The organism is Nocardia sp. No.11 (assembly GCF_038752175.1).
Lineage (GTDB): Bacteria > Actinomycetota > Actinomycetes > Mycobacteriales > Mycobacteriaceae > Nocardia > Nocardia canadensis.
In genome coordinates this window covers 1-23,721 of sequence record NZ_JBCGFB010000011.1, presented here as the reverse complement: position 1 = coordinate 23,721, position 23,721 = coordinate 1, and the positions used below count along the sequence as shown (strand labels likewise).

23 protein-coding genes and 1 riboswitch are annotated in these 23,721 nt (G+C 70.4%); of the genes, 13 read left to right on the top strand and 10 right to left on the bottom strand.

Annotation, left to right across the window (positions count from 1 at the left end):
• Complete coding sequence (locus V8688_RS05650; protein WP_316574915.1) at positions 1-810, top strand: SDR family NAD(P)-dependent oxidoreductase; 810 nt, start codon at positions 1-3, stop codon at positions 808-810.
• Complete coding sequence (locus tag V8688_RS05645) at positions 807-1,685, top strand: TIGR03619 family F420-dependent LLM class oxidoreductase (RefSeq protein ID WP_218720450.1); 879 nt, start codon at positions 807-809, stop codon at positions 1,683-1,685. The genes V8688_RS05650 and V8688_RS05645 overlap by 4 nt, the downstream gene beginning before the upstream one ends.
• Here the strand turns inward: V8688_RS05645 and V8688_RS05640 are convergent.
• Positions 1,619-2,263 (bottom strand): TetR family transcriptional regulator, encoded by a 645-nt coding sequence (locus V8688_RS05640; RefSeq protein WP_316574913.1) that lies wholly within the window; start codon positions 2,261-2,263, stop codon positions 1,619-1,621. The two genes, V8688_RS05645 and V8688_RS05640, sit on opposite strands and share 67 nt — an antisense overlap.
• Before the next feature lie 81 nt (positions 2,264-2,344).
• On the opposite strand from V8688_RS05640, the gene V8688_RS05635 reads away from it, so the two are divergent.
• Together V8688_RS05635 and V8688_RS05630 are read left to right on the top strand one after the other, a co-directional pair.
• Positions 2,345-3,106 (top strand): 3-hydroxyacyl-CoA dehydrogenase, encoded by a 762-nt coding sequence (locus tag V8688_RS05635; RefSeq protein WP_218720446.1) that lies wholly within the window; start codon positions 2,345-2,347, stop codon positions 3,104-3,106.
• 128 nt (positions 3,107-3,234) lie between these two features.
• Entirely contained in the window at positions 3,235-3,846 is a 612-nt protein-coding gene (locus tag V8688_RS05630; RefSeq protein WP_342800329.1) for a hypothetical protein, read from the top strand.
• Between the two features lie 29 nt (positions 3,847-3,875).
• On the opposite strand, the gene V8688_RS05625 is transcribed toward V8688_RS05630, so the two are convergent.
• The 4 genes from V8688_RS05625 to V8688_RS05610 all read right to left on the bottom strand — a co-directional run bounded on the left by V8688_RS05625 (position 3,876) and on the right by V8688_RS05610 (position 7,358).
• A complete protein-coding gene (locus tag V8688_RS05625) occupies positions 3,876-4,922 on the bottom strand; it encodes an alpha/beta fold hydrolase (protein WP_218720442.1) in 1,047 nt (348 codons plus the stop codon).
• Between the two features lie 209 nt (positions 4,923-5,131).
• Entirely contained in the window at positions 5,132-5,302 is a 171-nt protein-coding gene (locus V8688_RS05620) for a hypothetical protein (RefSeq protein ID WP_218720440.1), read from the bottom strand.
• A complete protein-coding gene (locus V8688_RS05615) occupies positions 5,263-6,696 on the bottom strand; it encodes a PE-PPE domain-containing protein (protein WP_342800328.1) in 1,434 nt (477 codons plus the stop codon). The genes V8688_RS05620 and V8688_RS05615 overlap by 40 nt, the downstream gene beginning before the upstream one ends.
• Before the next feature lie 347 nt (positions 6,697-7,043).
• On the bottom strand, positions 7,044-7,358 hold the full coding sequence (locus V8688_RS05610) for a multidrug efflux SMR transporter (protein ID WP_218720436.1): 315 nt from the start codon (positions 7,356-7,358) through the stop codon (positions 7,044-7,046).
• Positions 7,359-7,368: 10 nt separating this feature from the next.
• Positions 7,369-7,435, bottom strand: a riboswitch (guanidine-III (ykkC-III) riboswitch).
• 90 nt (positions 7,436-7,525) lie between these two features.
• Here V8688_RS05610 and V8688_RS05605 point away from each other — a divergent pair.
• Both V8688_RS05605 and ligA read left to right on the top strand, forming a co-directional pair.
• Positions 7,526-8,413, top strand: coding sequence for a M48 family metalloprotease (locus V8688_RS05605; RefSeq protein WP_218720435.1), 888 nt, complete (start codon positions 7,526-7,528; stop codon positions 8,411-8,413).
• 298 nt (positions 8,414-8,711) lie between these two features.
• Complete coding sequence (gene ligA / locus V8688_RS05600) at positions 8,712-10,703, top strand: NAD-dependent DNA ligase LigA (RefSeq protein WP_342800327.1); 1,992 nt, start codon at positions 8,712-8,714, stop codon at positions 10,701-10,703.
• 58 nt (positions 10,704-10,761) lie between these two features.
• Here ligA and rph read toward each other — a convergent pair whose 3' ends face one another.
• The 4 genes from rph to V8688_RS05580 all read right to left on the bottom strand — a co-directional run bounded on the left by rph (position 10,762) and on the right by V8688_RS05580 (position 16,486).
• Complete coding sequence (gene rph, locus V8688_RS05595; RefSeq protein ID WP_342800326.1) at positions 10,762-13,392, bottom strand: rifamycin-inactivating phosphotransferase; 2,631 nt, start codon at positions 13,390-13,392, stop codon at positions 10,762-10,764.
• A gap of 157 nt (positions 13,393-13,549) precedes the next feature.
• Positions 13,550-14,137, bottom strand: coding sequence for a GNAT family N-acetyltransferase (locus V8688_RS05590; protein ID WP_218720430.1), 588 nt, complete (start codon positions 14,135-14,137; stop codon positions 13,550-13,552).
• Positions 14,138-14,183: 46 nt separating this feature from the next.
• Positions 14,184-15,194 (bottom strand): glutathione S-transferase C-terminal domain-containing protein, encoded by a 1,011-nt coding sequence (locus V8688_RS05585; protein WP_342800325.1) that lies wholly within the window; start codon positions 15,192-15,194, stop codon positions 14,184-14,186.
• A complete protein-coding gene (locus V8688_RS05580; protein ID WP_218720427.1) occupies positions 15,191-16,486 on the bottom strand; it encodes an MFS transporter in 1,296 nt (431 codons plus the stop codon). The genes V8688_RS05585 and V8688_RS05580 overlap by 4 nt, the downstream gene beginning before the upstream one ends.
• 134 nt (positions 16,487-16,620) lie before the next feature.
• On the opposite strand from V8688_RS05580, the gene V8688_RS05575 reads away from it, so the two are divergent.
• The 3 genes from V8688_RS05575 to V8688_RS05565 are packed head-to-tail and all read left to right on the top strand — an operon-like array spanning position 16,621 to position 20,711.
• A complete protein-coding gene (locus V8688_RS05575) occupies positions 16,621-17,844 on the top strand; it encodes an acyl-CoA dehydrogenase family protein (RefSeq protein ID WP_342800324.1) in 1,224 nt (407 codons plus the stop codon).
• Positions 17,841-19,280, top strand: a complete 1,440-nt coding sequence (locus V8688_RS05570) for an LLM class flavin-dependent oxidoreductase (protein ID WP_342800323.1) — start codon at positions 17,841-17,843, stop codon at positions 19,278-19,280. The genes V8688_RS05575 and V8688_RS05570 overlap by 4 nt, the downstream gene beginning before the upstream one ends.
• 45 nt (positions 19,281-19,325) lie before the next feature.
• Positions 19,326-20,711 carry a styrene monooxygenase/indole monooxygenase family protein gene (locus V8688_RS05565; RefSeq protein ID WP_342800322.1) on the top strand — a complete coding sequence of 462 codons (1,386 nt, stop codon included), beginning with the start codon at positions 19,326-19,328 and terminating at the stop codon, positions 20,709-20,711.
• 49 nt (positions 20,712-20,760) lie between these two features.
• Here the strand turns inward: V8688_RS05565 and V8688_RS05560 are convergent, their stop codons facing one another.
• On the bottom strand, positions 20,761-21,177 hold the full coding sequence (locus tag V8688_RS05560) for a hypothetical protein (protein WP_218720420.1): 417 nt from the start codon (positions 21,175-21,177) through the stop codon (positions 20,761-20,763).
• Positions 21,178-21,330: 153 nt separating this feature from the next.
• Here V8688_RS05560 and V8688_RS05555 point away from each other — a divergent pair, with 153 nt between their 5' ends.
• The 4 genes from V8688_RS05555 to V8688_RS05540 form a co-directional block, all read left to right on the top strand.
• Positions 21,331-21,729: a TOBE domain-containing protein gene (locus tag V8688_RS05555; protein WP_218720419.1), complete on the top strand. Its 399-nt coding sequence runs from the start codon at positions 21,331-21,333 to the stop codon at positions 21,727-21,729.
• 11 nt (positions 21,730-21,740) lie between these two features.
• The gene (modA, locus tag V8688_RS05550; RefSeq protein WP_342800321.1) at positions 21,741-22,508 is read left to right on the top strand and encodes a molybdate ABC transporter substrate-binding protein; all 768 of its coding nucleotides are present in this window, start codon (positions 21,741-21,743) and stop codon (positions 22,506-22,508) included.
• Positions 22,505-23,317 (top strand): molybdate ABC transporter permease subunit, encoded by an 813-nt coding sequence (modB, locus tag V8688_RS05545; RefSeq protein ID WP_308248600.1) that lies wholly within the window; start codon positions 22,505-22,507, stop codon positions 23,315-23,317. The genes modA and modB overlap by 4 nt, the downstream gene beginning before the upstream one ends.
• Positions 23,314-23,721: ATP-binding cassette domain-containing protein (locus tag V8688_RS05540; protein WP_342800320.1), on the top strand; the 408-nt coding region annotated here is incomplete at its 3' end. The genes modB and V8688_RS05540, both read left to right, overlap by 4 nt.

Below are 23,721 nucleotides of genomic sequence, written 5' to 3'. Positions count from 1 at the left end.
ATGGACATCGACAAGTACGGCCCCTGGGCGGTGATCGCGGGCGGGTCCGAAGGTGTCGGCGCTGAGTTCGCCGAGCAGCTCGCCCGGGCGGGTGTGCATCTGGTGCTGCTGGCGCGCAAGGAAGAACCGCTGCTGGCGACCGCCGAGGTCTGTCGCGCCCACGGCGTCGAGGTGCGCACGCTGTCGGTCGACCTGCTCGCCCCGGACGCGCTCGACCGCATCGCGGTACTCACCGACGACCTGACCGTGGGCCTGCTGATCTACAACGCGGGTGCCAACACCTACGGCCACGAGTTCGTGACCGGTGACCTCGACCGATTCCGGGCGGTCATCGACCTGAACATCACCGCTCAGCTGACCCTGGTGCAACACTTCGGCGCTCCCATGCGGGAGCGGCGTCGCGGTGGCATCCTGCTGGTCGGTTCGCTCAGCGGATACCTGGGGTCGGCGCAGATCAGCGTCTACGCGGCGGCCAAGGCGTTCCTGCGCACCTTCGCCGAAGGGCTGTGGCTGGAAATGCGCGACCACGAGGTCGACGTGGTGCACCTGGTGCTCGGCGTGACCCGCACGCCCGCGATGGCCAGGGCCGGACTGCGGTGGGACCGGCCCGGCCTGCGGGTCTCCGAACCTCGCGAGGTCGCCGCGCAGGGGCTGGCGAGCCTGGCGAACGGCCCGGTGGTCGTGGTGGAGGAGTTCGCGGCGATCGCGGCCAAGCACAGCGGAACCGATCGGGCCGAGCTGCTGCTGGCCGCGAGCGCCGGGGCCGGGAAACTGCTGCCGCCGCCGGGTGCCCGGACGGTGACCGGATGAGGATCGGCATCGATACCCCGGTGGTGACACGGGTGCCGGGCGCGCACAGCCCGTGGGAGGAGTCGGCAGGCATTGCCGACCTCGCGCGGATCGCGGTCGCCGCGGACCGGCTCGGGTTCCACCATCTCACCTGCAGCGAGCACGTCGCGGTTCCGGCCGCGGTCGCCGCGGTGCGCGGGGCGACCTACTGGGATCCCCTGGCCACCCTCGGGTATCTGGCCGCGCGCACCGACCGGATCCGGCTGGCCACGAAGGTGCTGGTGCTCGGCTACCACCACCCACTCGAGATCGCCAAGCGGTACGGCACTCTCGACGTCGTGAGCGGCGGACGGTTGATCCTGGGACTGGGTGTCGGCTCACTGCGGGAGGAATTCGAGCTCCTCGACGTCGCGTTCGACGACCGCGGCGCGCGGGGTGACGCGGCGCTGATCGCCCTGCGCGCGGCGCTGTCGCAGCGTGTCCCGCACCACGAAGGTCCGTATCATCGGTTCACCGACATGGTGGTCGAACCGCACGCCGTTCAGGAGTCCGTGCCGCTGTGGATCGGTGGTCGCACGGCGCGCTCGCTGCGGCGCGCGGTGGATCTGGCCGACGGCTGGGTCCCGTTCGGGCTGACCTTCGACGAGATCGGCACGCTGCTGGCCCGTCGGCAGCCGCCCGCCGGCTTCGAGGTCGTCCTCTCGGCCGGCTCGCTGGATCCGCTCGGAAACCCCACGGGGACAAGGGCGAAGCTCGCGGCCGCGGCCCGCGCGGGCGCGACGGTGATCGGCGCCGCGTTGACGGCGACCTCGGCCGGGCACTACTGCGATCAGCTGGGCGCGCTGGCCGAGATCCGCGACGAGGACTCCGGGGCGGACGCGGTCCCCGGCAGATGAGCATCCATCCACCGCAGCATCCGATCGACCGAGTCGGCGCAGTCCGCGCCCGCGCCGGACTCGGCCCACTCGATCAGGGCCGCGAACGTGGCGGACTGATAGGCGGTCGCGAGTGCCCGGCAGATGGCCGCGGGGGAGCCGGGTAGCCGACGGGCCAGATAGCCCGACAGCGTATCGATCCAGGGCTGGTAGATCCGGGGAGCGGTCGCGGCGAGTTCGGGCTCCGAGGAGATCAACCGCAGCCAGGCCGGTGCCAGCTCGTGGATCCGCGGATCGCGCGACACGGATTCGACGATCGCCGTCCGGACGACGAGCGCGGGCGGCGCGTCCTCGGCCGCGCCGGTGAGCACGTCGCGCAGGCGGTCGGTCGCCGGCGCGACACCCAGCCACGCGATCTCGGCGCGGGAAGAGAAGTGCCGCAGCAGGGTTCGCGTGCTGATTCCCGTGGCCTCGGCGAGGTCGTTCCAATTGGTGGTGGCGAAACCGCGGTCGGTCCACAGGCGCAGCGCACCCGCGGACACGGCCCGGGTGTCCAGCACCGAGGGGCGGCCGGGGCGGCGGGGAGCGGGCTGCGTCACGGCGAAAGCCAACCAGTTTTGGCGAAGTGTGTCAATATTGCGGCCGAGCACGAGTCATCTCATCGAACAGGAGTTACGGGTATGGATTTCGTCAATGCGTCCGCGATCGTCACCGGCGGTGCGTCGGGTCTCGGCTTGGCGACCGTGCGGGAACTGCACGCCCAGGGCGCGAAGGTCGTCATCGTCGACCTGCCGTCGTCCGACGGGGCGACCATCGCCAAGGAGCTGGGCGAGGGCGCGGCCTTCGCGGCGGCGGACGTGACCGACGAATCGGCGGTCGCTGCGGCCCTCGACGTCGCCGAATCGCTGGCACCGCTGCGGATCGCCGTGAACTGCGCGGGCATCGGCAACGCGATCAAGACGGTCGGCAAGAAGGGCGCGTTCCCGCTCGCCGATTTCACCAAGGTGATCAACGTCAACCTCGTCGGCACGTTCAACGTGATCCGCCTCGCCGCCGAGCGCATGGCGGCCACCGAGCCGGTCGGTGAGGAGCGCGGCGTCATCGTCAACACCGCGTCGGTCGCCGCCTACGACGGCCAGATCGGCCAGGCCGCCTACTCCGCGTCCAAGGGCGGCATCGTGGGCCTGACCCTGCCGGTCGCGCGTGACCTGGCGAGCTTCAAGATCCGGGTCGTCACCATCGCGCCCGGCCTGTTCCGCACCCCGCTGTTCGAGACGCTGCCCGAGGAGGCGCTGCAGTCGCTCGGCGCGCAGGTCCCGCACCCCTCGCGCCTGGGTCAGCCCACCGAGTTCGCCGCGCTGGCCCGCCACATCGTGGAGAACCCGATGCTCAACGGCGAGACCATCCGCCTCGACGGCGCGATCCGCATGGCGCCGCGCTGACCTGATCGACACTCCAGGGCTTCCGGCCGGGCACGATGTCCGGCTGGAGGACCGGGTCCGGCGGTACGCTCGCCGGTCCGCCACATTCTCCGCGCGAGTCGCGCACCTCGGCCGGATAGGTTGTCAGGGTGTTCGAGCAGACGCGCCGGTTCGCGCTGCCGCCGATCAGCGCGGCGGTGACGATGTTCGTGGCAGTGATGGTCGGCCTGCATCGTGGCTGGGTGGTGACGCAGCTATGGCTGCTCGCCCTACCGGTACTGGTGCTGGTCTGGGTCGTGGTGATCGTCGTCTTCGCGGTCGCGATCGGGCGAGCCCGTCGGTTCCCGCGGCGGTGGCCCGTCGTGGTCACTGCTGTCTTCGCGGTGATCGGCACAGGTGGGCCCGCGCTCTTCGTCGCGGAGCCGGAGGTCGGGGTGTTCACCCGATTCTGGCTCGAGCGGCCTGCGTTCGCGGCGGTGGCGGCGACGTCGGTGCCGGCGAGGCCCGACGACTATTACGGGAGCCCGCTACCGAGCCACCTGTGCCTCGTTTCGGCGAATTGCCGAGTCGCGGTCATCGGCACCAGTGGTGGACACCCGGTGCGGTTCGTCCCCGACCACGTCGGAATTCCCGATGGCGCAACGGGGTACGCGCACTTTCGCGGTGCGCCCGGTCCCGGACCGTACGACGGATTCGGCGACCCGATCTGTCCGAAAATCGAGCTGTCCGGCGGTTGGTGGTGGCTCGGCGGCTGCACGTAGGTGTACTCGGCGGAGCAAGACCCAGCCGGTCAGACGACGTGCGCGACGTCGGCGGCGAGGAAGTCGCGGATCGCCGCCCAGCTGGAATCGCGGGCACCGGGGCCGGCGATGATGCCCAGATGGCTTCCGTCGACCTCGGCGAAGCGCACCGGCGCGCCGACGAGCACTTCGGTCCCGGCCGCGACGGAGGCGGCCGAGGCGAGTTTGTCGCGGCGGCCACCGATCAGCAGGACCGGGACGGTGATCGCGGCCAGCTCGATCGCGTGCGCCGGGCTCAGATGCACTGTGCCCTTCCACATCTCGTTGCGCACGATCAGCCGGCGATAGACCTGCCGATAGAACCGGCCGGGATATCCCGGCATCTCGTCCATGAACCGGTCGACGGCCTGCATCCGGGCCAGCGCTTCGACATCGCCGGCATTGCGGGCGATGTACCACGGTTTGGTCAGTTCGCGGTCGAGCGCCTGGGCCCGGAAACCCATGCGCACGGCATGTTTCGGTATGCCGCCGAGAAGTCGCACGGGTTCGGTGACCAGCCGGCCCGAGGTCAGCCGGGCGACCGAGCGCGCCAGCGCCATCGGGCCGTTGCGGCGCTGGTCGAACGGTGTGCCGACCGCGGTGATCGAGGCGAGCGGGAGACCGGGGTCGGCGGCCGCGGTGAGCAGGCTGATCGTGCCACCGAAGGACCAGCCGATCACGTCGACCGGGGCGTGCGCGTGCTCCGCGCTGACCCGGTGCACCGCGGTGGGCACGATGTCGTCGACCCATTCCTCGAATCCCAGGTTCCGGTCGGCCCAGCCGATCTCGCCGTAGTCGATGACATAGACGTCGCGGCCCAGGTCCAGGAGATACTCGACCAGGCTCTGGCCGGGTCGCAGGTCGTAGCAGGAGATCGTCACCGCAAGCGGCGGCACCAGCAGGATCGGGTTGCCGGTGCCCGCGCCGGTGCGGCGGTAGCGTCGCAACAGCCGATGCGGCTGGTCGTAGACGACCTCGGACGGGGTCGGGACATACGGCTCGATTCCGGGGCCGAACAGCGCGCCCACATTACGCACCGCGTTGTCCCAGCTGACCATCACATACCTCCACGCCCGTGCCCACCGCACATTTTACCTGGACATCGTGTCCGACTTATCGCCGGCAGGCAAATCGCCGCCGACGGTCGGGCGCCGGGTTCCTCGCGCGGCCGCCCGCCTCCCGGTCTCCGTGTGGCCACCAGGTCAGCATGCGAAACTACTAGTTTCGTATTGAGCATCGGGCAATTCGGGGCGCGCCGGACAATGCCTCAATTCGGCGTGGCGATCAGGTGAAAGAACCTCGCCGTGTAGATGTAGGGCGCGCGGGAGGACATCGCGAGTTCCAGTTGTTCGAGTCGGGCGAAGAAGTGCGGGTCGGTCTTGCGCTCGTCGTCGACGATCAGGTCGCAGACGCTGCGAATTCCACGGTGCGCCAGCACCCGCAAACCGGCATCGGTGAGGCCCCGTGCGACGTCGTCCGCATAGCAGGCGCGGGTGCTTTCGCTCGGCTCGGGTCGTTCCCGGCGCGCGGTACGCCGGTCCGTTCGACCCTAGCCGGGTCCGGGGTCGCCGCGGTTGTGGCTAGGGAGCCGGGGTGAGGAAATCGTGGAGGAGGGGTGATATCGGATTCGGCGGGAGGAGGTCGTCGAGATTCGTCAGGGCCGCCGCGGGCGGCAGGGTGCGATCCGGGGTGTGGGACGGGTTGTCGATCTCGGCGGCCGCGGCGGCGATGCCCTGGTCGATCGCGACGGACAGGTCCGCCGGGAGGGTGTCGGTTCTGCTGGGGTCGAGGGGTTGATCGACATGCAAAGGGGGTGGGGGCCGCGTAGTCGGTGCGGTCGTATCCGGTTTCGATCACTACGCGCAGGGCCGGTTCCAGGAGGGCGGCGACGGGTTCGGTGACGTCGGTCCGGTTCAGGTGGTGTCCGACCGCGCGCAGGGGATACAGCAGGGGCAGGGTGCCTTCGGGGCTGGGGATCGTCTTGTAGGTGGTGTCGCCGTGGATCTGGCAGTTCGCGGGATGGTCGTCGCAATTCTGCTGTGCGAGGTAGTCGGCCGGATCGGGGTAGCCGTAGATCGCCGCGCCCGGCTTGGGGTGGCTGCCCGCGCCGTCGCCTTTCGGCTGCAGATAGGAGGGGTGGATGAGCAGGGTGCCCAACAGGGCATTGGCGACGGCGACGACATTGAGCGGATAGGCCGGGAAGTCGGAAATGCCGTCGTACTGCATGGCGATATCGGTTGTCGCGATGCCGGTGTCGGTCGGGGTGGGCGGTCCGAAACTGATGTCGGCGATCGGGATCTCCCCGAAACGTACCGGCCGCTCGATGATTCCGCCGTTGGGGCGATTCGGGTTCGCGATGAGGACGAAGGCCAGACGGTCCTTGTCCGAGGGTGTCAGGCCGGCCAGGGCGGCTTTCTGCGCACTGGCGACCGTCGCGCCCTGCGAATAGCCGAAGACGACGATGCCGCCGTGCGCGGGAGCGTCGATCTGTCGGGCGGCGAGCGCGCCGAGAGTCGTCACACCGTCGGCCACCGAGGGATTCCACTTCGCCGAGGATGCCTCGGGACCCTTCGACGAGATGACCGGCCACAGGGACGCGTCGTACGGGACGGGAACGAAGGCGACACCGGGACAGGAGTTGTCCGTACAGCCATCCGCGCCGGGGGCGACGAAGTTCTGGTAGGCATTGCTTTCGAAGTTGTGGGCCACCGACGGGTCGCTGGTGCCGGTGCCGGGAACGACCAGCACCGTCGTCGCGGCGAGAGCGACCGCGCCGACACTCTGCACCTCGAGCCACACCACACCCAGTGCCGTCAGAATCGCGGCGGACACACTGCCGCGTGCGGCCGAACGCCGCCTCCGTTCTCCCGCCTTTGTCGCCCGACCGATTCGTCGCGTCGTCGATGTCTGCGGCATGGACTGTCCCTTCAGCGGGAGGGAAGAGCGAGACCTCGGCAATTTCGGAGCAATTCTGCCAGCGGTTGTGCTGTGCGACAAGGACGCAACGCGGAGAGAATGGCAGCCCCTGCATCATTGCGCGCGCTGATCGAGGCCACGCCACCGTTGCGGCAGCGTTGCGAGGAGTCGGCGGAGAAGCGGAGATCGGTGGACGTGCGCGGACCGACGACGCGGATCGGGAGTGATCGAGACGTCATCAGGGAAAAGAAGGAGCGTGGTGGTCAGTGGGTGAGTTTGAGTCCGACCACGCCGGTCACGATCATGGTCAGGAAGACGAGCTCGGCCACCGTGACGGGTTCCTCGCCGGTGGCCATGGCGTAGGCGACGGTGAGGACCGCACCGATACCGACCCAGACCGCGTACGCGGTGCCCACGGGAAGTTCGCGCATCGCGACGGCCAATCCCGCCATGCTCGCCAGGAGCGCGGCGAAGAACACCACCGAGGGTACGAGCCGGGTGAAGCCTTCCGATTTGCCCAGAGCCGTTGCCCAGACGGCCTCCAGAAATCCGGACACGACCAGCAGAATCCACGACATGACAGCCCTCCTCGGGCCGTCTTGTCGCACTCCGGGTACGGCACCCCTCGTCCGGAAGCCCGAGGTCCGGGCTCACTTCCACCATGGCACGCCGGTTACCGGGCGGCAAGCGATGGTGGTTCGGCTCACCGCCCGACCTGTCGGTGAGTATCCGTAAACTCCTACCGGTGGGGAGGATTCGCGAATTCGCCGGTGGATTTCTGCTGACGCTGCCGAGCCTGACGCTCAATGGAGTGCTGGTGTATGTGGTCGGGGTCGGTATGGGTTACTGGGCGGCGATGATCGTGCTCGCGCTGTGGTTCGTGATCGGTTGCGGTGTGGCGAGTGCGTCGTGGTTCCACCCGAATCGGGCACAAGCGGCGGCGGCGTACGGATTTCGTCCACCGGTCGGCGCGGAGCCGGACCTGCTCGCGTCAGCCTGGTCCGAGGTCACCCGCGCGGCCGGCGTCGACGGTTGGCCCTATTCGCTGTGGGTGCAGCAATCGGCCGCCTTGAACGCCTTCGCCGCCCCCGCTCGGATGGTCGCGGTGACGAGCTGGGCGCTCGGGTCGCTGCGGCCACGGCAATTGGCCGCCGTGCTCGCCCATGAACTCGGCCATCACCTCCTGCTCGATCCGCGGCTGCGGCTGCTCGACGACTGGGCCTCGCTCCCGGCCCGCGTGGTCCGCGCGATCGGCAAGATCCCCGTCCGCGCGGCGCGGGGTCCCGGTGTCGTCCGCCTGCTGATCCGGTCGGCGATCTCGGCCGCGCTCCTGGTGGGTGCGGCGACGGTGCTGACGCCGCGCATCGGCGCACCGACCGTCGCGGTCCTGATCACCCTGCTCGTGCTGGAACCGCTCAGCGCGGCGGCGCGCTCGCGGCGAGGGGAGTTCGCCGCCGATCGGATGGCGGTCGACTTCGGGTACGGCCGCGATCTGCACGGCGCACTGCGCAGGTGGCTGCCGCACGAGTCGACTCCCGCATCGCCACTGCTCGCCGCGCGTGCCCGCTGGCTCGGCACCCATCCGCCGACAACCGAACGGCTGCGGGCGATTCGGCGAGCCGTCGCGGCCTGACCGCCCGCGCCGTGGGAAGGGGGCGCACCCGCCGGAGGAACAGTCGGCGGGTGCGCCGGATCAGGAGCGGTCGCGTCCACGGCGCGATCCGCACCGCGAGGGCAGCTCGGCGGTGCGGTTCCGCGGGGCGCGAGGAGCCGCCGCGGGTGTCGGGTGCGCTCGGTCGGCGAGACCGGACACGGCCGGAACCTGATCGCTGCCGATACTGCCGTCCGCAGCGTGAGGATTTCGTGAGCCGCCCACCCCCGCCAACCCTGCTCGTCGGAGGTGTCGGTGGGAATCGGTAGCGTCGTGTGCTGTGGAAACAGGGGAACGTATCCAAGAACTCGCCGATCGCATCGTGGCGCTGCGCGACGCCTACTATCAGGGCGAGCCGCTGGTCGCCGATGCCGAGTACGACACGATCGAAGACGAGTTGCGTGCGCTGATCGCGGCGCACCCCGAGCTCACGCCCGAGCCGAATCCGCTCGACCAGGTCGGCGCCCCCGCGGTGCTGCACGCGCCGGTGCGGCACTCGCGGCCGATGCTGTCGCTCGAGAAGGCCACCAAGCCAGAGCAGGTCGAAGCGTTCTTCCAGCGGTTTCCCGGCCAGCCGGTGGTGGTCATGCCGAAGCTCGACGGTTTGTCGCTGGCACTGGTCTTCGAGGACGGCCGGTTGGTGCGGGCCGTGACCCGGGGCGATGGCACGACCGGTGACGATGTGACCATGCTGGTCCGCGCGCTGGTCGATGGTGTACCCGACCGGATCGAGCTCCCCGGGCGGGTGGAGGTGCGCGGCGAGGCGGTGATGCTGCGCTCGACCTTCACCGCCTACAACGCGGCGCACCCGGACAAACCCCTGATCAATCCGCGCAATGCGGCGGCGGGCACATTGCGGGCCAAGGACCCGGCCACCGTCGCCGAGCGTCGCCTGCAGTTCTTCGGCTTCGACCTCGACACCTCCGATGACAACGCCGCGCACGACCTCGGCGCGGGCCTGCACGCGCTGGGCGTGGAAGGCGCGCGGATGCGGCTGTGCGCCGACGCGGCACAGGCGCAGGCCGCGATCACCGAAATCGAACAGGGCCGCAACGACCTGGACTACGACATCGATGGGGCCGTGCTGCGGCTGGCCGACCGGGATGCGTACGCGGCGGCCGGAACCCGCTCGAACTCGCCGCGCGGCGCGCTCGCGTTCAAGTTCGCCGCGGAGGAGAAGACCACGCTGCTGGCCGACGTCGTGTGGGACGTGGGCAAGACCGGCAAGATCGTGCCGGTCGCCTGGCTGGAGCCGGTGTTCGTCGGCGGTACCACCGTCACCAAGGCGACACTGGCCAACCAGGAGGTGATCCGCGCCCGCGACATCAAGATCGGTGACACCGTGCTGGTGCGCCGCGCGGGCGATGTGATCCCGTTCGTGGCGGGCGTGCTCGACGCGGCCGCGCGCACCGGCGAGGAGCGCGAGATCGTGCCGCCGACCGCGTGCCCGTCCTGCGGGCAGCCGGTCACCGAGCAGGGCAACAGCCGAGAGCTGTTCTGTACCAATGTGGCCTGTCCGGCCCAGACCGTGCGCCGGCTGATCCACTGGGCCTCGCGCGCGGCGGCCGACATCGACGCCATCGGGCAGGTGTGGATCGAACGCCTCGCCGAGGCGGGCATCCTGGAACGCCCGTCGGACTTCTACACGCTCACCCAGGAGCGCCTGCTCGAATTCGACCGCATCGGCGAGGTGTCGGCCGCGCGGATGATCGAGTCGATCGACGCGAGCCGCCAGGTCGGCTTGCGTCGCGCGCTGATCGGCCTGGCCATCCCGATGGCCTCCGACGGCACCGCCGCGCGACTGGCCCGCGCGGGTTTCGGCTCCCTGGAGGAGGTCGCCGACGCGGGCGAGGAACGCCTCGTCGCGGTGGAGGACATCGGCCCGAAGGTCGCCGCCTCCCTGGTCGCGCACCTTACCCGCCTACGTCCGGAGCTGGAGCGGTTGCGCGCGGCCGGTGTCAGCCTGGACGTGCGCGAGGAGGACCTCGCGCCGGTCGTCGCGGCGGGTGCGCCACTGGCGGGCAAGACGGTCGTCATCACCGGCGCCATCAGTGATCCGCGGTCGGGGGAGAAGGTTGCCCGACCGACCTTCCAGCGCCTGTGCGAGCAGGCGGGCGCGACGGCGGCCTCCTCGGTCTCGGCCAACACCGACCTGCTCATCACCGGCGCCGGCGTCGGTGACAGCAAGCTGGCCAAGGCGGAGAAGCTCGGTGTCGAGGTCGTCGATCAGGGCGCGATCTGGACCATGCTGATCAGCGCCAATGTGGTCTAGACCGCCCGTTCCCGGCGGCCCGCCGCAGCGGGCCGTCGGGAAGGCCACGGCGTCGCCGTCATTCGTCCGGGGTCAGGATCTCCACGTAACCGTCGGCGCCGTTCACGCGGATCCGCTGCCCGTCCCGGATCAGCGAGGTGGCATGCTCCACCCCGACGACGGCGGGCAGTCCGTATTCGCGGGCGATCACCGCGCCATGGGTCATCAGGCCGCCGACTTCGGTCACCAGGCCCCTGATCGCGACGAACAGCGGAGTCCAGCTGGGGTCGGTGTAGGCGGTCACCAGGATGTCTCCCGGGTCGAGGTCGGCCTGCCCGATGTCGGACACGACGCGCGCGCGACCTTCGATGATCCCCGCGGAGACCGCCATGCCGGGCAGTGCGCCGGACGGTAGATCCTCGCGCCGGTACGCCCCGCTCAGCGCCTCGCCGTCGGAGGTGAGCACCCGAGGTGCGGACAGCGACTGATACGCGCGGAAGGCGTCCTTGCGCTCGTCGATGAGTTCGGCACTCACCCGGCGGGTGCGGACCACCTCGCCGAGTTCGTCGAACCGGAGGTAGAAGATGTCCTCCGGCGCGCGCAGGACGCCGTCGCGGACGAGCCGCCCGGCTTCGCCGAGCAGCGCCTGCTTGTAGACGAAATAGCGGCTCACCATGCCGTACTTCGGATACTCCCGATAGCCGGAGTAGGTGCGCAGGCGGTCGATCATCGCCGCGGTCTCCTCGGCCTTCGCGGCCCCGTCCGGCAGGGCGCGCACGCGGTCCAGGAGCTGATGCTCGGCCTGTTCGGCCGCACGCAGGCCCTCGTCGAAGCGCTGCGTGCCCGCACCGGGCCCGAAGTTCTCGATATGGCCCAGGATCGTGGGCACGAGCGTGGTGGGACTCTCGCTCCAGCGCGGGCGGGTGATGTCGATCTCGCCGACGCAGCGCATGCCGTAGCGGGCGAGAAAACCCTCGATCGCGGCACGGGCCTCGGGACCCCCGGACCGGTCGGCCAGCTCGACCAGGAAGCCGTCCGGCCCCGGGCCCGTCTGCTCGACCTGCTCCAGGTAGGCGACGACATCCGGGTGCGGACGGATCGCGTCGGCGACGTCGAGCAGTGCCAGACCCATCTCCGAGGTCATATTGCCCGGAACCGACTGCAGGAGCATGTCGGCGGCGTTCTTCTCACCGAGCCACTCCCACAGCCGGTCGTTGAGCCACTCGGTGGCCTCCATCGCCGACATGATCGCCTGCAGGCTGCGCGGCGCGAACACCGTCCGCTGCAATTCCTGGATATCGGCGCGGAGGAAATCGATCAGCGCCGGGCCCGTGTAGTTCGGGATCTCGCGCTGCAGCGTCGCGATGGAGGAGTCGATGTCGGCGACCAGCTCGGCGACGAGGTCGGGGTCGGCCTCGATCGGCGTGCGCGCCGCACCGGGCGTCGGGACACCGGCGGGTGCGCGGACCTCGGCGTCCTCGGTCGCCGGGCGGAGGAAGTCACCGCGCTCGACCACCGACCGTAGCGCGTCCCCGATCAGCGGATCGGACTTGCCGAGCCCGTCGATCAGGCCGGTGCGGACCGCCGGCGCGGAGAGCATCTCGGTGACGTCGACGAACAGGCGACCGCCCGCGTCCCGCATCGGCGCGCGACTCGTCAACTGCCACAGCGAGATTCCCAGTGGCTTCATCGCATCGGTCATCATCTGCTGGTGGCCCACCGACACGTAGACGCGGTTCTGCCCGTCGGCGGCCACCGGAATCGGGAACAGGGTGGTGATCGGTCTGCTCTGCACGATCCGCGGATCCGCGCCGTCCAGACACCACTCGATGTCCTGCGGACTGCCGAAATGCGCTTCGATCCGGCGGCCGAGCCGGGCCAGCCGCAGCACCTCCGCATCGGTGAGCACCGGGTCGTTGCGCTGCTCCTCGGTGATCTCGCGCACCCGTGTGCCGCCCGCGGGCGCCGGCTCGACGGCGAGTTTCTTGGTGGCGATCGTCCGGTCGACGACGGTGTCGTCGCGGACCCGGTAGATGTCGGCGTTCACGAGACCGGAGACGAGCGCCTCGCCGAGGCCGAAACCGGCATCGATGGAGACGATCCGCCGGTCGGAGGTGACCGGATCAGCGGTGACGAGAATGCCCGAGGCACGCGGGAACACCATCCGCTGCACGACCACCGCCATGCGAATCACCTTCTCGCCGAACCCGTTGCGCAGCCGGTAGGTGACGGCGCGCTCGGTGAACAGCGAAGCCCAGCACCGGCTGACGTGCTCGAGGATCGCCGAAGGTCCCACGATGTTGAGGAAGGTGTCCTGCTGGCCCGCGAACGACGCGGTCGGCAGGTCCTCGGCGGTGGCGCTGGACCGGACCGCGTAGGCGCCGTCCACGCCGAGCCGGGCGTGCGCGGCGAGGATCTCGGCCGCGACGTCCTCCGGGACGACCAGGTCCTCGATCGCGTGCCGCACCCGGGCGCTCACCGCGGCGATCGCCGCACGGTCCTCGGCCGCCAGGCGCGACAGTTCGTCGAGCAGGTCCTCGATCGCGGGTGCGCCCGCCAGCGCCCGGGCGAAGGCGTCGGTCGTCACACAGAAGCCGTCCGGCACGTCCACACCCTCGATGCGCGCCAGCTCACCGAGGTTCGCGCCCTTGCCGCCGACGATCGCGATCCGGGTGCGATCGATCTCCCCGAAATCCAGTACATAGGCCATCCCCGCTACTCCTCACCTGGTGGTTTCGGTATTTCGCGAGCGATTATGGACCACAATTCCGCGCCTCATGAGGGCCCGGATTCGTGTATACAGTAGAAGGGGGAGGCAAGCAGTCGGAACGTGCCGCGACCGGCAACGGCCCGTCGACGGCGAGGATTCAGCGACCACCCGGGCGATCGGTGCGTAACCGGGCATGCAGGTGCATGTCGTGGCAGCCGTCGCGGTGGCGCCCGGCGCCGCGCAGGGTGCCTTCCAGAACGAATCCGCACTTGGCCGCGACACGGCACGACGGCGCGTTGTGGACCGAGTGGGTGAGCTGGATGCGGTCGAAGCCGATGTCGTGGAACGCCCACCGGGTGAGGACCCGGGCGGCGCGGGGTGCGACAGCCTGGCCCCGCCGGGCGGGTAGCGTCCAGTAGGCGAGTTCGGTGTGGCCTTCGCCGAGGTCGGTGCGGCGCAAGCCGATTCGTCCGGCGACCTCGCCGTCCACGGTGACGGCCCACTGCCCGTTGCCGGTGGACCAGGTGCCACGCCAGCGCTCGATCCACTCGCGCACCTGGCCGACGGATTCGGCGCTGCGGACGTGCCAGCGGCTGATCGCCGGGTCCTGGAACGCCCGGTACACGACCGGTGCGTCGGCCGCGGTCCACGGGCGCAGGATCAGGCCGTCGATCCCGGGAAGTGTCGGTTGGGGTGTCGCGGTGAATCGGTCGGCATCCACCACGGGTGGCAGCAGTTCGGGCATGCCGATATTGTCCGCTCGCCCCGGTCCCGGTGGCGGACAGTCGGTCTCACTCGATCGGCGGTACCTGCTCGGCGGGCAGGGGCGGCGGCGGCGGGGTGCCGTCGCCGAACGGGCGCCCGCCCAGTTCCTCGCGGTGGTGCGGTGTCAGCCAGTTCGACAGGTCCGGGCCGGCCGGGATGATGCCGGTGGGGTTGATGTCGCGATGCACGACGTAGTAGTGCTCCTTGATCTGGCCGAAGTCGATGGTGTCACCGAAACCGGAGGTCTGGAACAGGTCGCGGGCGTAGGCCCACAGCACCGGCATCTCGGTGAGTTTGCTGCGGTTGCACTTGAAATGGCCGTGGTAGACGGGGTCGAAGCGGGCGAGGGTGGTGAACAGGCGCACGTCGGCTTCGGTGATGGTGTCGCCGACGAGGTAGCGCTGGGTGCGCAGCCGCTCGGTCAGCCGGTCCAGGGCGTCGAAGAGGCGGACGTAGGCGGCGTCGTAGGCGTCCTGAGCGCCCGCGAAACCGCAGCGGTAGACGCCGTTGTTGACGTTGCGGAAGACGTCGAGGTTGATCTCGTCGATCTGCTCACGCAGCGGTTCCGGATACAGCTGCGGTGCGCCGGGGCGGTGATAGGCGGTCCACTCGGTGGCGAAGTCGAGAGTGATCTGGGCGTAGTCGTTGGTGGCGACCTGACCGGTCGGGATGTCGACCACGGCGGGCACGGTGATGCCGCGCGGATAGTCCGGGAACCGGGCCAGGTACGCGTCGCGCAGATGATGGATGCCCAGCACGGGGTCGACCCCGCCAGGGTCCAGGTCGAAGGTCCAGCTGAGCTTGTCGTGGGTGGGGCCGCACAGGCCGAGCGAGAGCACCGGTTCGAGGCCGAGCAACCGGCGCACGATCAGCGTGCGGTTGGCCCACGGGCAGGCCCTGGCCGCGACGAGCCGGTAGCGGCCGGGCTCGACGGGGTAGCCGTCGCGGCCGTCGGCGGTGATCCGCGTCGTGATGTAGTTGGTGTCGCGACGGAATTCGCCCGGTTCGACATAGGTTCCCGCATCGGCATCGCTCACCGTCCCAGTCTCGCAGACTCCGCATCCGCCGGTTCCGGGACCGGATGCGGCGCGTCGGCGGCCGCGAGCGCCCGGCGCACGCCGACCGGACCCATCCCGCGCGACAACCCGAGAATCAGGGCGGCACAGCCGAGTCCGGACAGCACCAGGCTCGTCGCGAACAGGGCCGAATAGCCCGCCAGATCACCGACCACCCCGGCCGCCATGCCCGCCACACCCTGGACGACGACGACGGCGCAGGCGAGCAGCGTGTAGTCGCTGCCCGCGTGGTCGGTGTCGGCGGCGTCCATCATGAGCGCGAACACCGCGACCGTGGCGGCGCCACCGAAGACGTGCTCGGCCAGGCTCGCGGTGACGAGCAGCTCGAATCCGCCGATCCCGTGCGCGGCGAGCAGATACAGCACGATGCCGGCGGTCTGGGTGACACCGCCGATGAGCAGTGCGTGCCTGCGACCGAAGCGGTAGGCGAGCCAGCCGCCGAGGCCGGCTCCGGCGAGCGCGCCCGCCGAGGACAGCACTCCCTTGATCAGCGCGATCTGGCCGAGATCGAGCCCCGCGTCGGACAGGAACGGACCGGTCAGCGCGGACGCCATCGAGTCACCGAACTTGAACGCGCCGATGAGCGCGATGAAGGCGAGAATGCCCGGCCGACGCAGCCGGGTCCACCAGGTACCGAGCAGGCGCGCCGGATGCCGCGGCGGCGGGCGGTCGGCGACGGGTTCGCGTAGCAGCCATACCGGCACCGTGGTCAGCACGATCAGCACGGCCATGGCCAGGAACAGCATCCGCCACCCGGCCAGGGCGAACAGCCACAGCAGGGCGCCGCCGCCGACGATCATGCCGACGCGATACGCGCCGACCTGGATGCCGTTGCCCAGCCCGCGCTGGCGCGGACCCAGCAGACGCACGGCGAGCCCGTCGGTCGCCACGTCCTGCGTCGCCGAGAACAGATTCACCACCACGATGCCGACGAACAGCCACCGCAGCGACGACGACAGGTCCAGGCACGCGAGCAGCATGGCGACCGCCGCCGCGGACAGTTGCAGCACCAGCAGCCAGGTGCGCCGGGTGCCGTACCGGTCGACATAGGGCGCCCACAGGAACTTCAGCGCCCACGGCAGGAACAGCACGCCCGAGGCGCTGATCACCACCAGCGAATAGCCCGATTCGCGCAGCACCACCGGCAGCGCCTGGGTGAAGAAGCCGAACGGCAGACCCTGCGCGAAGTACAGCGCGGACAGCAGAACCAGCGTGCCGGTCGTGACAACACCCGGTCGGGTGGCGGTGCTCATGCCGACATCGTCGCAGAGACCCTGTCGGGCCACAGGCCCCCGGCTCGGCCTGATCGCAACACGCCGTCGCGGGCTTTGCGATCCCGCTGCGCGCAACCGGTGAGCATGCGGCCTTGCGGCGTCATGGTGGGGGAATGACTTCCACAGAGACGAAACGCGTGGCCGATTCCGAACTGGACGACGTCTTCCGTCCCCTCTTCGATCGCATCGCCGAGGGCGCTGTCGCCCGCGAAACCGACCGCGAACTGGCACACGCCGAGATCGCCGCCCTGCGCGCGGCGCGCTTCGGCGCGCTGCGGGTGCCGGTGGAGTTCGGCGGCTACGGCGCGAGCGTGCGCCAGCTGTTCCGGCTGCTCATCGACCTCGCCGCCGCCGAATCGAACCTGCCGCAGGCGTTGCGCGTGCACTTCTCCTTCGTCGAGGACCAGTTGCTGGCGGCCGCGGGGCCTGCACGCGAGCGGTGGCTGCGCGCGGTGACCGAGGGCACCCTGGTCGGCAACGCCATCACCGAGCCCGGGGTCGGCGCGGTCGACCGGTATCGGACCCGGCTCACTCGCGACGGCGAACACTGGCGGCTCGACGGCACCAAGTTCTACAGCACCGGCTCCCTCTACGCCGACCACATCCTCGTCGCCGCCGACCGGGACGGCGAACGGGTGGGTGTGCTGGTCGGCGCCCACGCCGGCGGGGTACGTCAGCACGACGACTGGGACGGTTTCGGGCAGCGGCTCACCGCCAGCGGCACCACGGAATTCACGGCGGTGCGGGTCACCGAGGAACAGATCCTCGGCCCCGGCTACGGCGTGCCCGGCCCCACCTACGCGACCTCCTACCTGCAGCTGGTCCAGCTCGCGGTGCTCGCAGGCATCGCCCAGCGCGCGGAAAGCGATGTGCGGAAATGGGTCTCGCGGCGCACGCGCGGCTACACCCATTCCGCCGCCGACCTGCCCCGCCACGATCCGCTGGTGCAGCAGGTGATCGGCCAGCTGTCGGCGGCCGCGTTCTCCGCGCGCGCGAACGTCCTCGCCGTGGCCGACCTGCTCGACGAGGTCCTCGCCGCGGGCGCGACCGATGAAAAGGCGCTCACCGCTGTCGAACTCGCCGCCGCGCAGGTCCAGCTCGCGGTGATCGACACCGTGCTGCCCGCGACCAGCCTGCTGTTCGAGGTGGGCGGCGCGTCCATCGTGTCCGAAGGGCTGCGCCTGGACCGGCACTGGCGCAACGCGCGCACCATCTCGGTGCACAACCCCGCCATCCAGAAGGCCAGAGCGGTAGGCGATCACCTGCTCAACGGCACCGACCTGCCGTTCGGCTGGAGTGCCGGGGAACGCGTCGCGGCCGACGGGTCCACCCGATGACCCGCCGGATCCGGTTCAACGCCTTCGACATGAACTGTGTGGCGCACCAGTCGCCCGGCCTGTGGCGCCACCCCGACGACCAGTCGCACCGCTACAAGGAACTGAGCTACTGGACCGAGCTCGCCCAGCTGCTCGAACGCGGCCGCTTCGACGGCATCTTCATCGCCGATGTCCTGGGCATCTACGACGTCTACGGCGGCAACGATCTCGCCGCCCTGCGGGAGGGCGCGCAGGTGCCGGTGGCCGATCCGCTGCTGCTGGTGACGGCGATGGCCGCCGTCACCGAGCACCTCGGCTTCGGCATCACCACGGGCACCGGCTTCGAGCACCCCTTCCCGTTCGCCCGGCGGCTGTCCACGCTGGATCATCTCACCGGCGGCCGGGTCGGCTGGAACGTCGTGACCGGCTACCTGCCCTCGGCGGCTCGCAATCTCGGCGCCGACGATCAGCTCGACCACGACGACCGCTACGACCAGGCCGATGAATACCTCGAGGTGCTCTACAAGCTCTGGGAGGGCTCCTGGGAAGACGACGCGGTGGTGCGCGATGTGGATCGTGGCATCTACGTCGACCCGGCGAAGGTGCACCACATCGGCCATCGGGGACGGCATTTCACCGTGCCGGGCATCCATCTGTCCGAGCCCTCGCCGCAGCGCACCCCGGTGATCTACCAGGCGGGCGCCTCCCCGCGCGGCGTGCGCTTCGCCGCGGAGAACGCCGAGGCCGTGTTCGTGGCAGCGCCGTCGAAACGCGTACTCACCCAGACGGTGTCGCGGGTCAGGGACGCGCTCGAGGCGGCGGGTCGTGACCGGTACGCGGCCCGGATCTACGCGCTGGCCACCATCGTCACCGATGCCACCGACGCGGCCGCCCACGCCAAGCACGAGGAGTACCTGTCCTACGCGAGCGTGGAGGGCGGGCTGGTGTTCATGTCCGGCTGGATGGGGATCGACCTGTCGCGCTACGACCTCGACGACCCCATCGGCGACGTGCAGAGCAATGCCATCCAGTCGGCGGTCGCCGCGTTCCAGGAGTTCGACGACGACGGCCGCGAATGGACCGTGCGCGACATCGGCCGCTGGGCCGGCATCGGCGGCATGGGCCCGGTGTTCGTCGGGTCGGGACAGACCGTCGCCGACCAGCTCCAGGACTGGGTCGCCGAGACCGATCTGGACGGGTTCAACCTGGCCTACGCGATCACCCCCGGCTCGTTCGAGGACATCGTGCGGTACGTGGTTCCGGTGCTGACCGCCCGCGGTGTCTATGCCGCCGAGTACGAGCCAGGCACCCTGCGGCACGCGCTGTTCGGCGCGGGCGACCGGCTCCCGGACGACCATCGCGGCGCGAGCTACCGGGTGGGCGGCCGGAATTCGACCGTCCTGCCGGACCCGGAGTCGAGGCCGGGCTCGATCGTCGCGGCCATCGATTCCCGCTGATCGCAACCCTGCTGCGGCGGAACGGAATCCAGCACCATAGCCGATATGACATCGCAGAATCCCGCTTCACGTTCCACGCGTTCGGCCGCGATCGTCGGCGCCGGACAGACCGGCGTCACCGCGGCGCTAGGTCTGCTCGACGCCGGCTTCGAGGTCACGCTCTACAGCGACCGAGACCAACAGGCCCTCCGCAACGACGTTCCCGCCACCGGCACCGCCCTGGAATTCGGGGTGACCCAACAGGCCGAGCTGGCCCTGGGTCTGGACACCTACACCGCCAGGGCGCCCCGCCACACCGGACTCAGCGTCCGCATCGCCGACCCCGACCGCAACGAGCTGATCGCCTTCGACGGCGAGTTCGACGGCTACGTCGGCGTCGCGGTCGACACCAGGCTCAAAGCCGACGAGCGACTCACCGCGTTCCGCGAGCGCGGTGGTCGTTTCGTCGTCGAGCCGGTCACCCCGGAATCCCTCGACGGGATCGCCGCCCAGCACGACCTGACCCTGGTCGCGACCGGTCGCGGTGGCCTGTCGGAGCTGTTTCCCGTCGACCCCGAGCGCACCGTCTACGACGCGCCCCAGCGCTCGCTGCTCACGGTCACCGTCACCGGTCTCGGCCACGACCCCGGCGTGTTCGCCCATCGCAGTCCGGCGGGCGGCGGCCACAGCGGGTTCTCCATCTTCGCCGATCAGGGCGAGGGCTGGTGGGGGCCCTATCTGCACAAGGACGCCGGTCCGAGCTGGGCGTTCCTGGGCTGGGCGCGGCCGGGCAGCGACTGGGCGGCGCGGTTCGGCGCGGCCGATTCGGCCGCGTCGGCGCACCGGATCGTCACCGAGCTCTACCGCGACTACATCGACTGGGATCTGCCGGAGGTCCTGGCCACCCAGGTGATCGAGGACGATCCGCACTCGTGGCTCGAGGGCGCCGTGCGACCGGTGGTTCGCGCCGGTGTCGGCCGGACCGCGAGCGGGCACCCGGTGGCCTCGCTGGGCGACACCTCCGTCGCCTACGACCCGATCGCCGGGCAGGGCGCGCAGAGCGGGCTGATCCAGGCGCAGCGCCTGGTCGCCGCGGCCGCCGTCCACGACGGCGCCTTCGACGAGGCCTGGATCGCCGCGCGCTACGGGGAGTTCCTCGCCGCGCGCAGCGATGCCGCCGCCAAGGTGACCCGGTTGTTCCTCAGCGATCCGGAGTTCGCCGACATCGGCGGGCAGTTCTTCGCCGCCGCCGCGGTGGAGCCGCGGTTCGCGAGCGCGCTGGTCGGCCTGCTGCACCATCCGCAGCCGTTCCTCGGGATCGACACCGTCGAACAGGCGGGCGCCTACATCGAGGAGATCACCGGCGTGCCCGCGACCGAGGTGCTCGCCCGGTTCCAGCCGGCGGGCAGATTCGCCCGGTCGGAGTACGCGGGCGCGCTCACCCGCGCCTGAGCTGCCACCACCCCCGTCCGCCGCGGCCGATCCTGCCGGCCGCGCCGCACTACTGCGCTGTGCGCACGAATTCGAAGGTGCCCGGCTTGTGCGGTGCGTTGGTGGTGAGCGTGCCGGTGATCCGCCCCGGTCCGGGATCGAACGAGATCTGGGTACCGCCGGTCCCGGCGACCAGTTGCCGCACGGTGCCGGTGGCCCCGGTGTCGAGATTGCGCCAGTCGACGGTGACCTCCACCGCGCACGGGCCGATCCCGTGCAGGGCGCTGATCAGGCCGAAGTAGGGCGTGTTCGGTCCGAAGACCGTCGCGAAATGGATGTGCCCGACGCACAGACCACCGCTGGTGAGGGTGATCGCGTCGTCGAGCAAGCCGCGATCGGCCGTGGCCACCGGCGCGAACGCGCACAGCGGTGCCGCGACGACGGCCGCCGCGATGAGGGCCCGAATGGTCGTACCGCCGAGATGCATGGCAAGCCTCTTCGTGTCGGTTGGCTGAGAACCCGGGCGAGGTCTGGGCGACCCCGCGATTCGACCCTAGCGCGACGAGGAAACTCCCATTATTCCGGAAGTTCGGAACAGTTCCGCTATGCGCACCGTAGATGCGTCGAATACACTCCCTTCGTGTCGAATCTGCGGATCAGCGAAGTAGCGGCGTTGATGGGTGTCAGTGATGACACCGTCCGCCGGCACATCGATCAGGGCAGGCTCACCGCGATCCAGCTCGACAGCGGCCGCAAGGGCATCGATGGGCGCGAGCTCGCCGAGTTCCTGCAGCAGAACAGCGAACCGGCCCCGCCGGGCACCACCGTCGCCACCTCGGCCCGCAACCGGATGCGCGGGATCGTCACCCGCATCGTCAAGGACACCGTGATGGCGCAGGTCGAGATCCAGGCGGGACCGTTCCGGCTGGTGTCGCTGATGAGCCGGGAGTCCGTCGACGAGCTCGGGCTCGACGTCGGCAGCATCACCGTCGCCTCGGTGAAGTCCACCCATGTCGTAGTAGAAATCCCGGAAAGTTGACGAGGTCGACGATGATGCGCAGTATCGGCGTGGCACTGACGGTCGGCGCGGTGGCCCTGACCGCGGTCGGCTGCGGCACCGACACCGCCGCCGACCAGGCGCAGGGCGGCACGGTCACCGTCTTCGCCGCGGCGTCGCTGACCGGGACGTTCACCGAGCTCGGCAAGCAGTTCGAGGCGGCCCATCCCGGGACGAAGGTGGTCTTCGGTTTCGGCGCCAGCTCCGCGCTGGCCGAGCAGATCAAACAGGGCGCCCCCGTCGACGTGTTCGCCTCGGCGGCGCCGAAGAACATGCAGCAGGTGGTGGACGCGGGCGAGGTCACCGCGAAGCCGGTGACCTTCGTGCGCAACCGCCTCGAGATCGCCGTGCCGCAGGGCAACCCGGGCCGGGTCACCGGATTGGCCGACTTCGCGAAGCCGGAGGAGAAGATCGCCCTGTGCGCCGAGCAGGTGCCCTGCGGTGCGGCGGCGAAGACGGTGTTCGAGGCCGCCGGGATCACCCCGCAGCCCGATACCCGCGAAGCCGACGTCAAGGCGGTGCTGACCAAGGTCACGCTGGGCGAGGTCGACGCCGCGCTGGTGTACCGCACCGATGTGCTGGCCGCCGGCGACAAGGTGCAGGGGCTGGACTTCCCGGAGTCGACCACGGCGATCAACGACTATCCGATCGCCGCGCTGGCGAAGGCGCCCAACGCCGCGGCCGCGGCGGCGTTCGTCGAGTTCATCGGGTCCGACCAGGCGCGGGCCGTCTTCGCCGGAGCGGGGTTCGACACGCCGTGATCGGGGCGACGCGACGACGGGCGGTCCGGGGACGGCGACCGCTGATCCTGGTCGTGCCCGCCGTGTGCGCGCTGGCCTTCCTGGTACTGCCGATGATCGGGCTGCTCCTGCGCGCGCCCTGGCGCACCCTGCCCGAGCGGCTGACGAGTGCCGAGGTCGGCCAGGCGTTGCGGCTGTCGCTGGTGTGCGCCACCTCGGCGACCGTCGTGTGCGTGGTGTTCGGTATTCCGCTGGCCTGGCTGCTGGCCCGGGGTGAGGTGCGGGGGCTGGGCATCATCCGGGCCCTGGTGACCGTCCCGCTGGTGCTGCCGCCGGTCGTCGGCGGTGTCGCGCTGCTGCTGGTGCTCGGCCGGCGCGGGGTCCTCGGGCGCTATCTCTACGAGTGGTTCGGGTTCTCCCTGCCGTTCACCACCGCCGGTGTCATCGTCGCGGAGGCCTTCGTCGCCATGCCGTTCCTGGTGATCTCCGTCGAAGGCGCGCTGCGGGCGGCCGACCCGCGCTACGAGGAAGCCGCCGCGACGCTGGGCGCGTCGCGGTGGCTGACCTTCCGCCGGGTGACGCTGCCTTCGGTCATGCCCGGCGTGATCGCCGGTGCGGTGCTGTGCTGGGCCAGGGCACTGGGGGAGTTCGGTGCCACGATCACCTTCGCGGGAAGTTTCCCCGGCACCACCACGACGATGCCGCTGGCGGTCTACCTCGCGCTCGAAACCGACCCCGAGGACGCCATCGTGCTCAGCCTGGTACTGCTCGCCGTCTCGGTGGCCGTGCTGGCCGCCCTGCGCGATCGATGGACGCGAGGACCACTGTGACCCTGGATGTCGCGCTGCGGGTGCGCCGATCGCGCTTCACCCTCGACATCGCGTTCGAGGTCGCTGCCGGGGAGGTCGTGGCGCTGCTCGGACCCAACGGCGCGGGCAAGACCACGGCGCTGCGCGCGCTGGCCGGGCTGGCCCCGCTCGACGACGGTTTCATCCGGCTGGGCGATCACGTCTGGGATATCCCGCCGAGCCGATTCGTGCCCGCCGAACAGCGCGCGGTCGGTGTGGTGTTCCAGGACTACCTGCTGTTCGCGACCATGAGCGCGCTGGACAATGTCGCGTTCGGGCTGCGGGCGCGCGGCGCGCCGCGCCGGACCGCGAACGAGCGTGCCGCGCGCTGGCTCGATCGCGTCGGCCTGGGCGAGCAGCTGGCGGCCAAACCCCGCTCGCTCTCG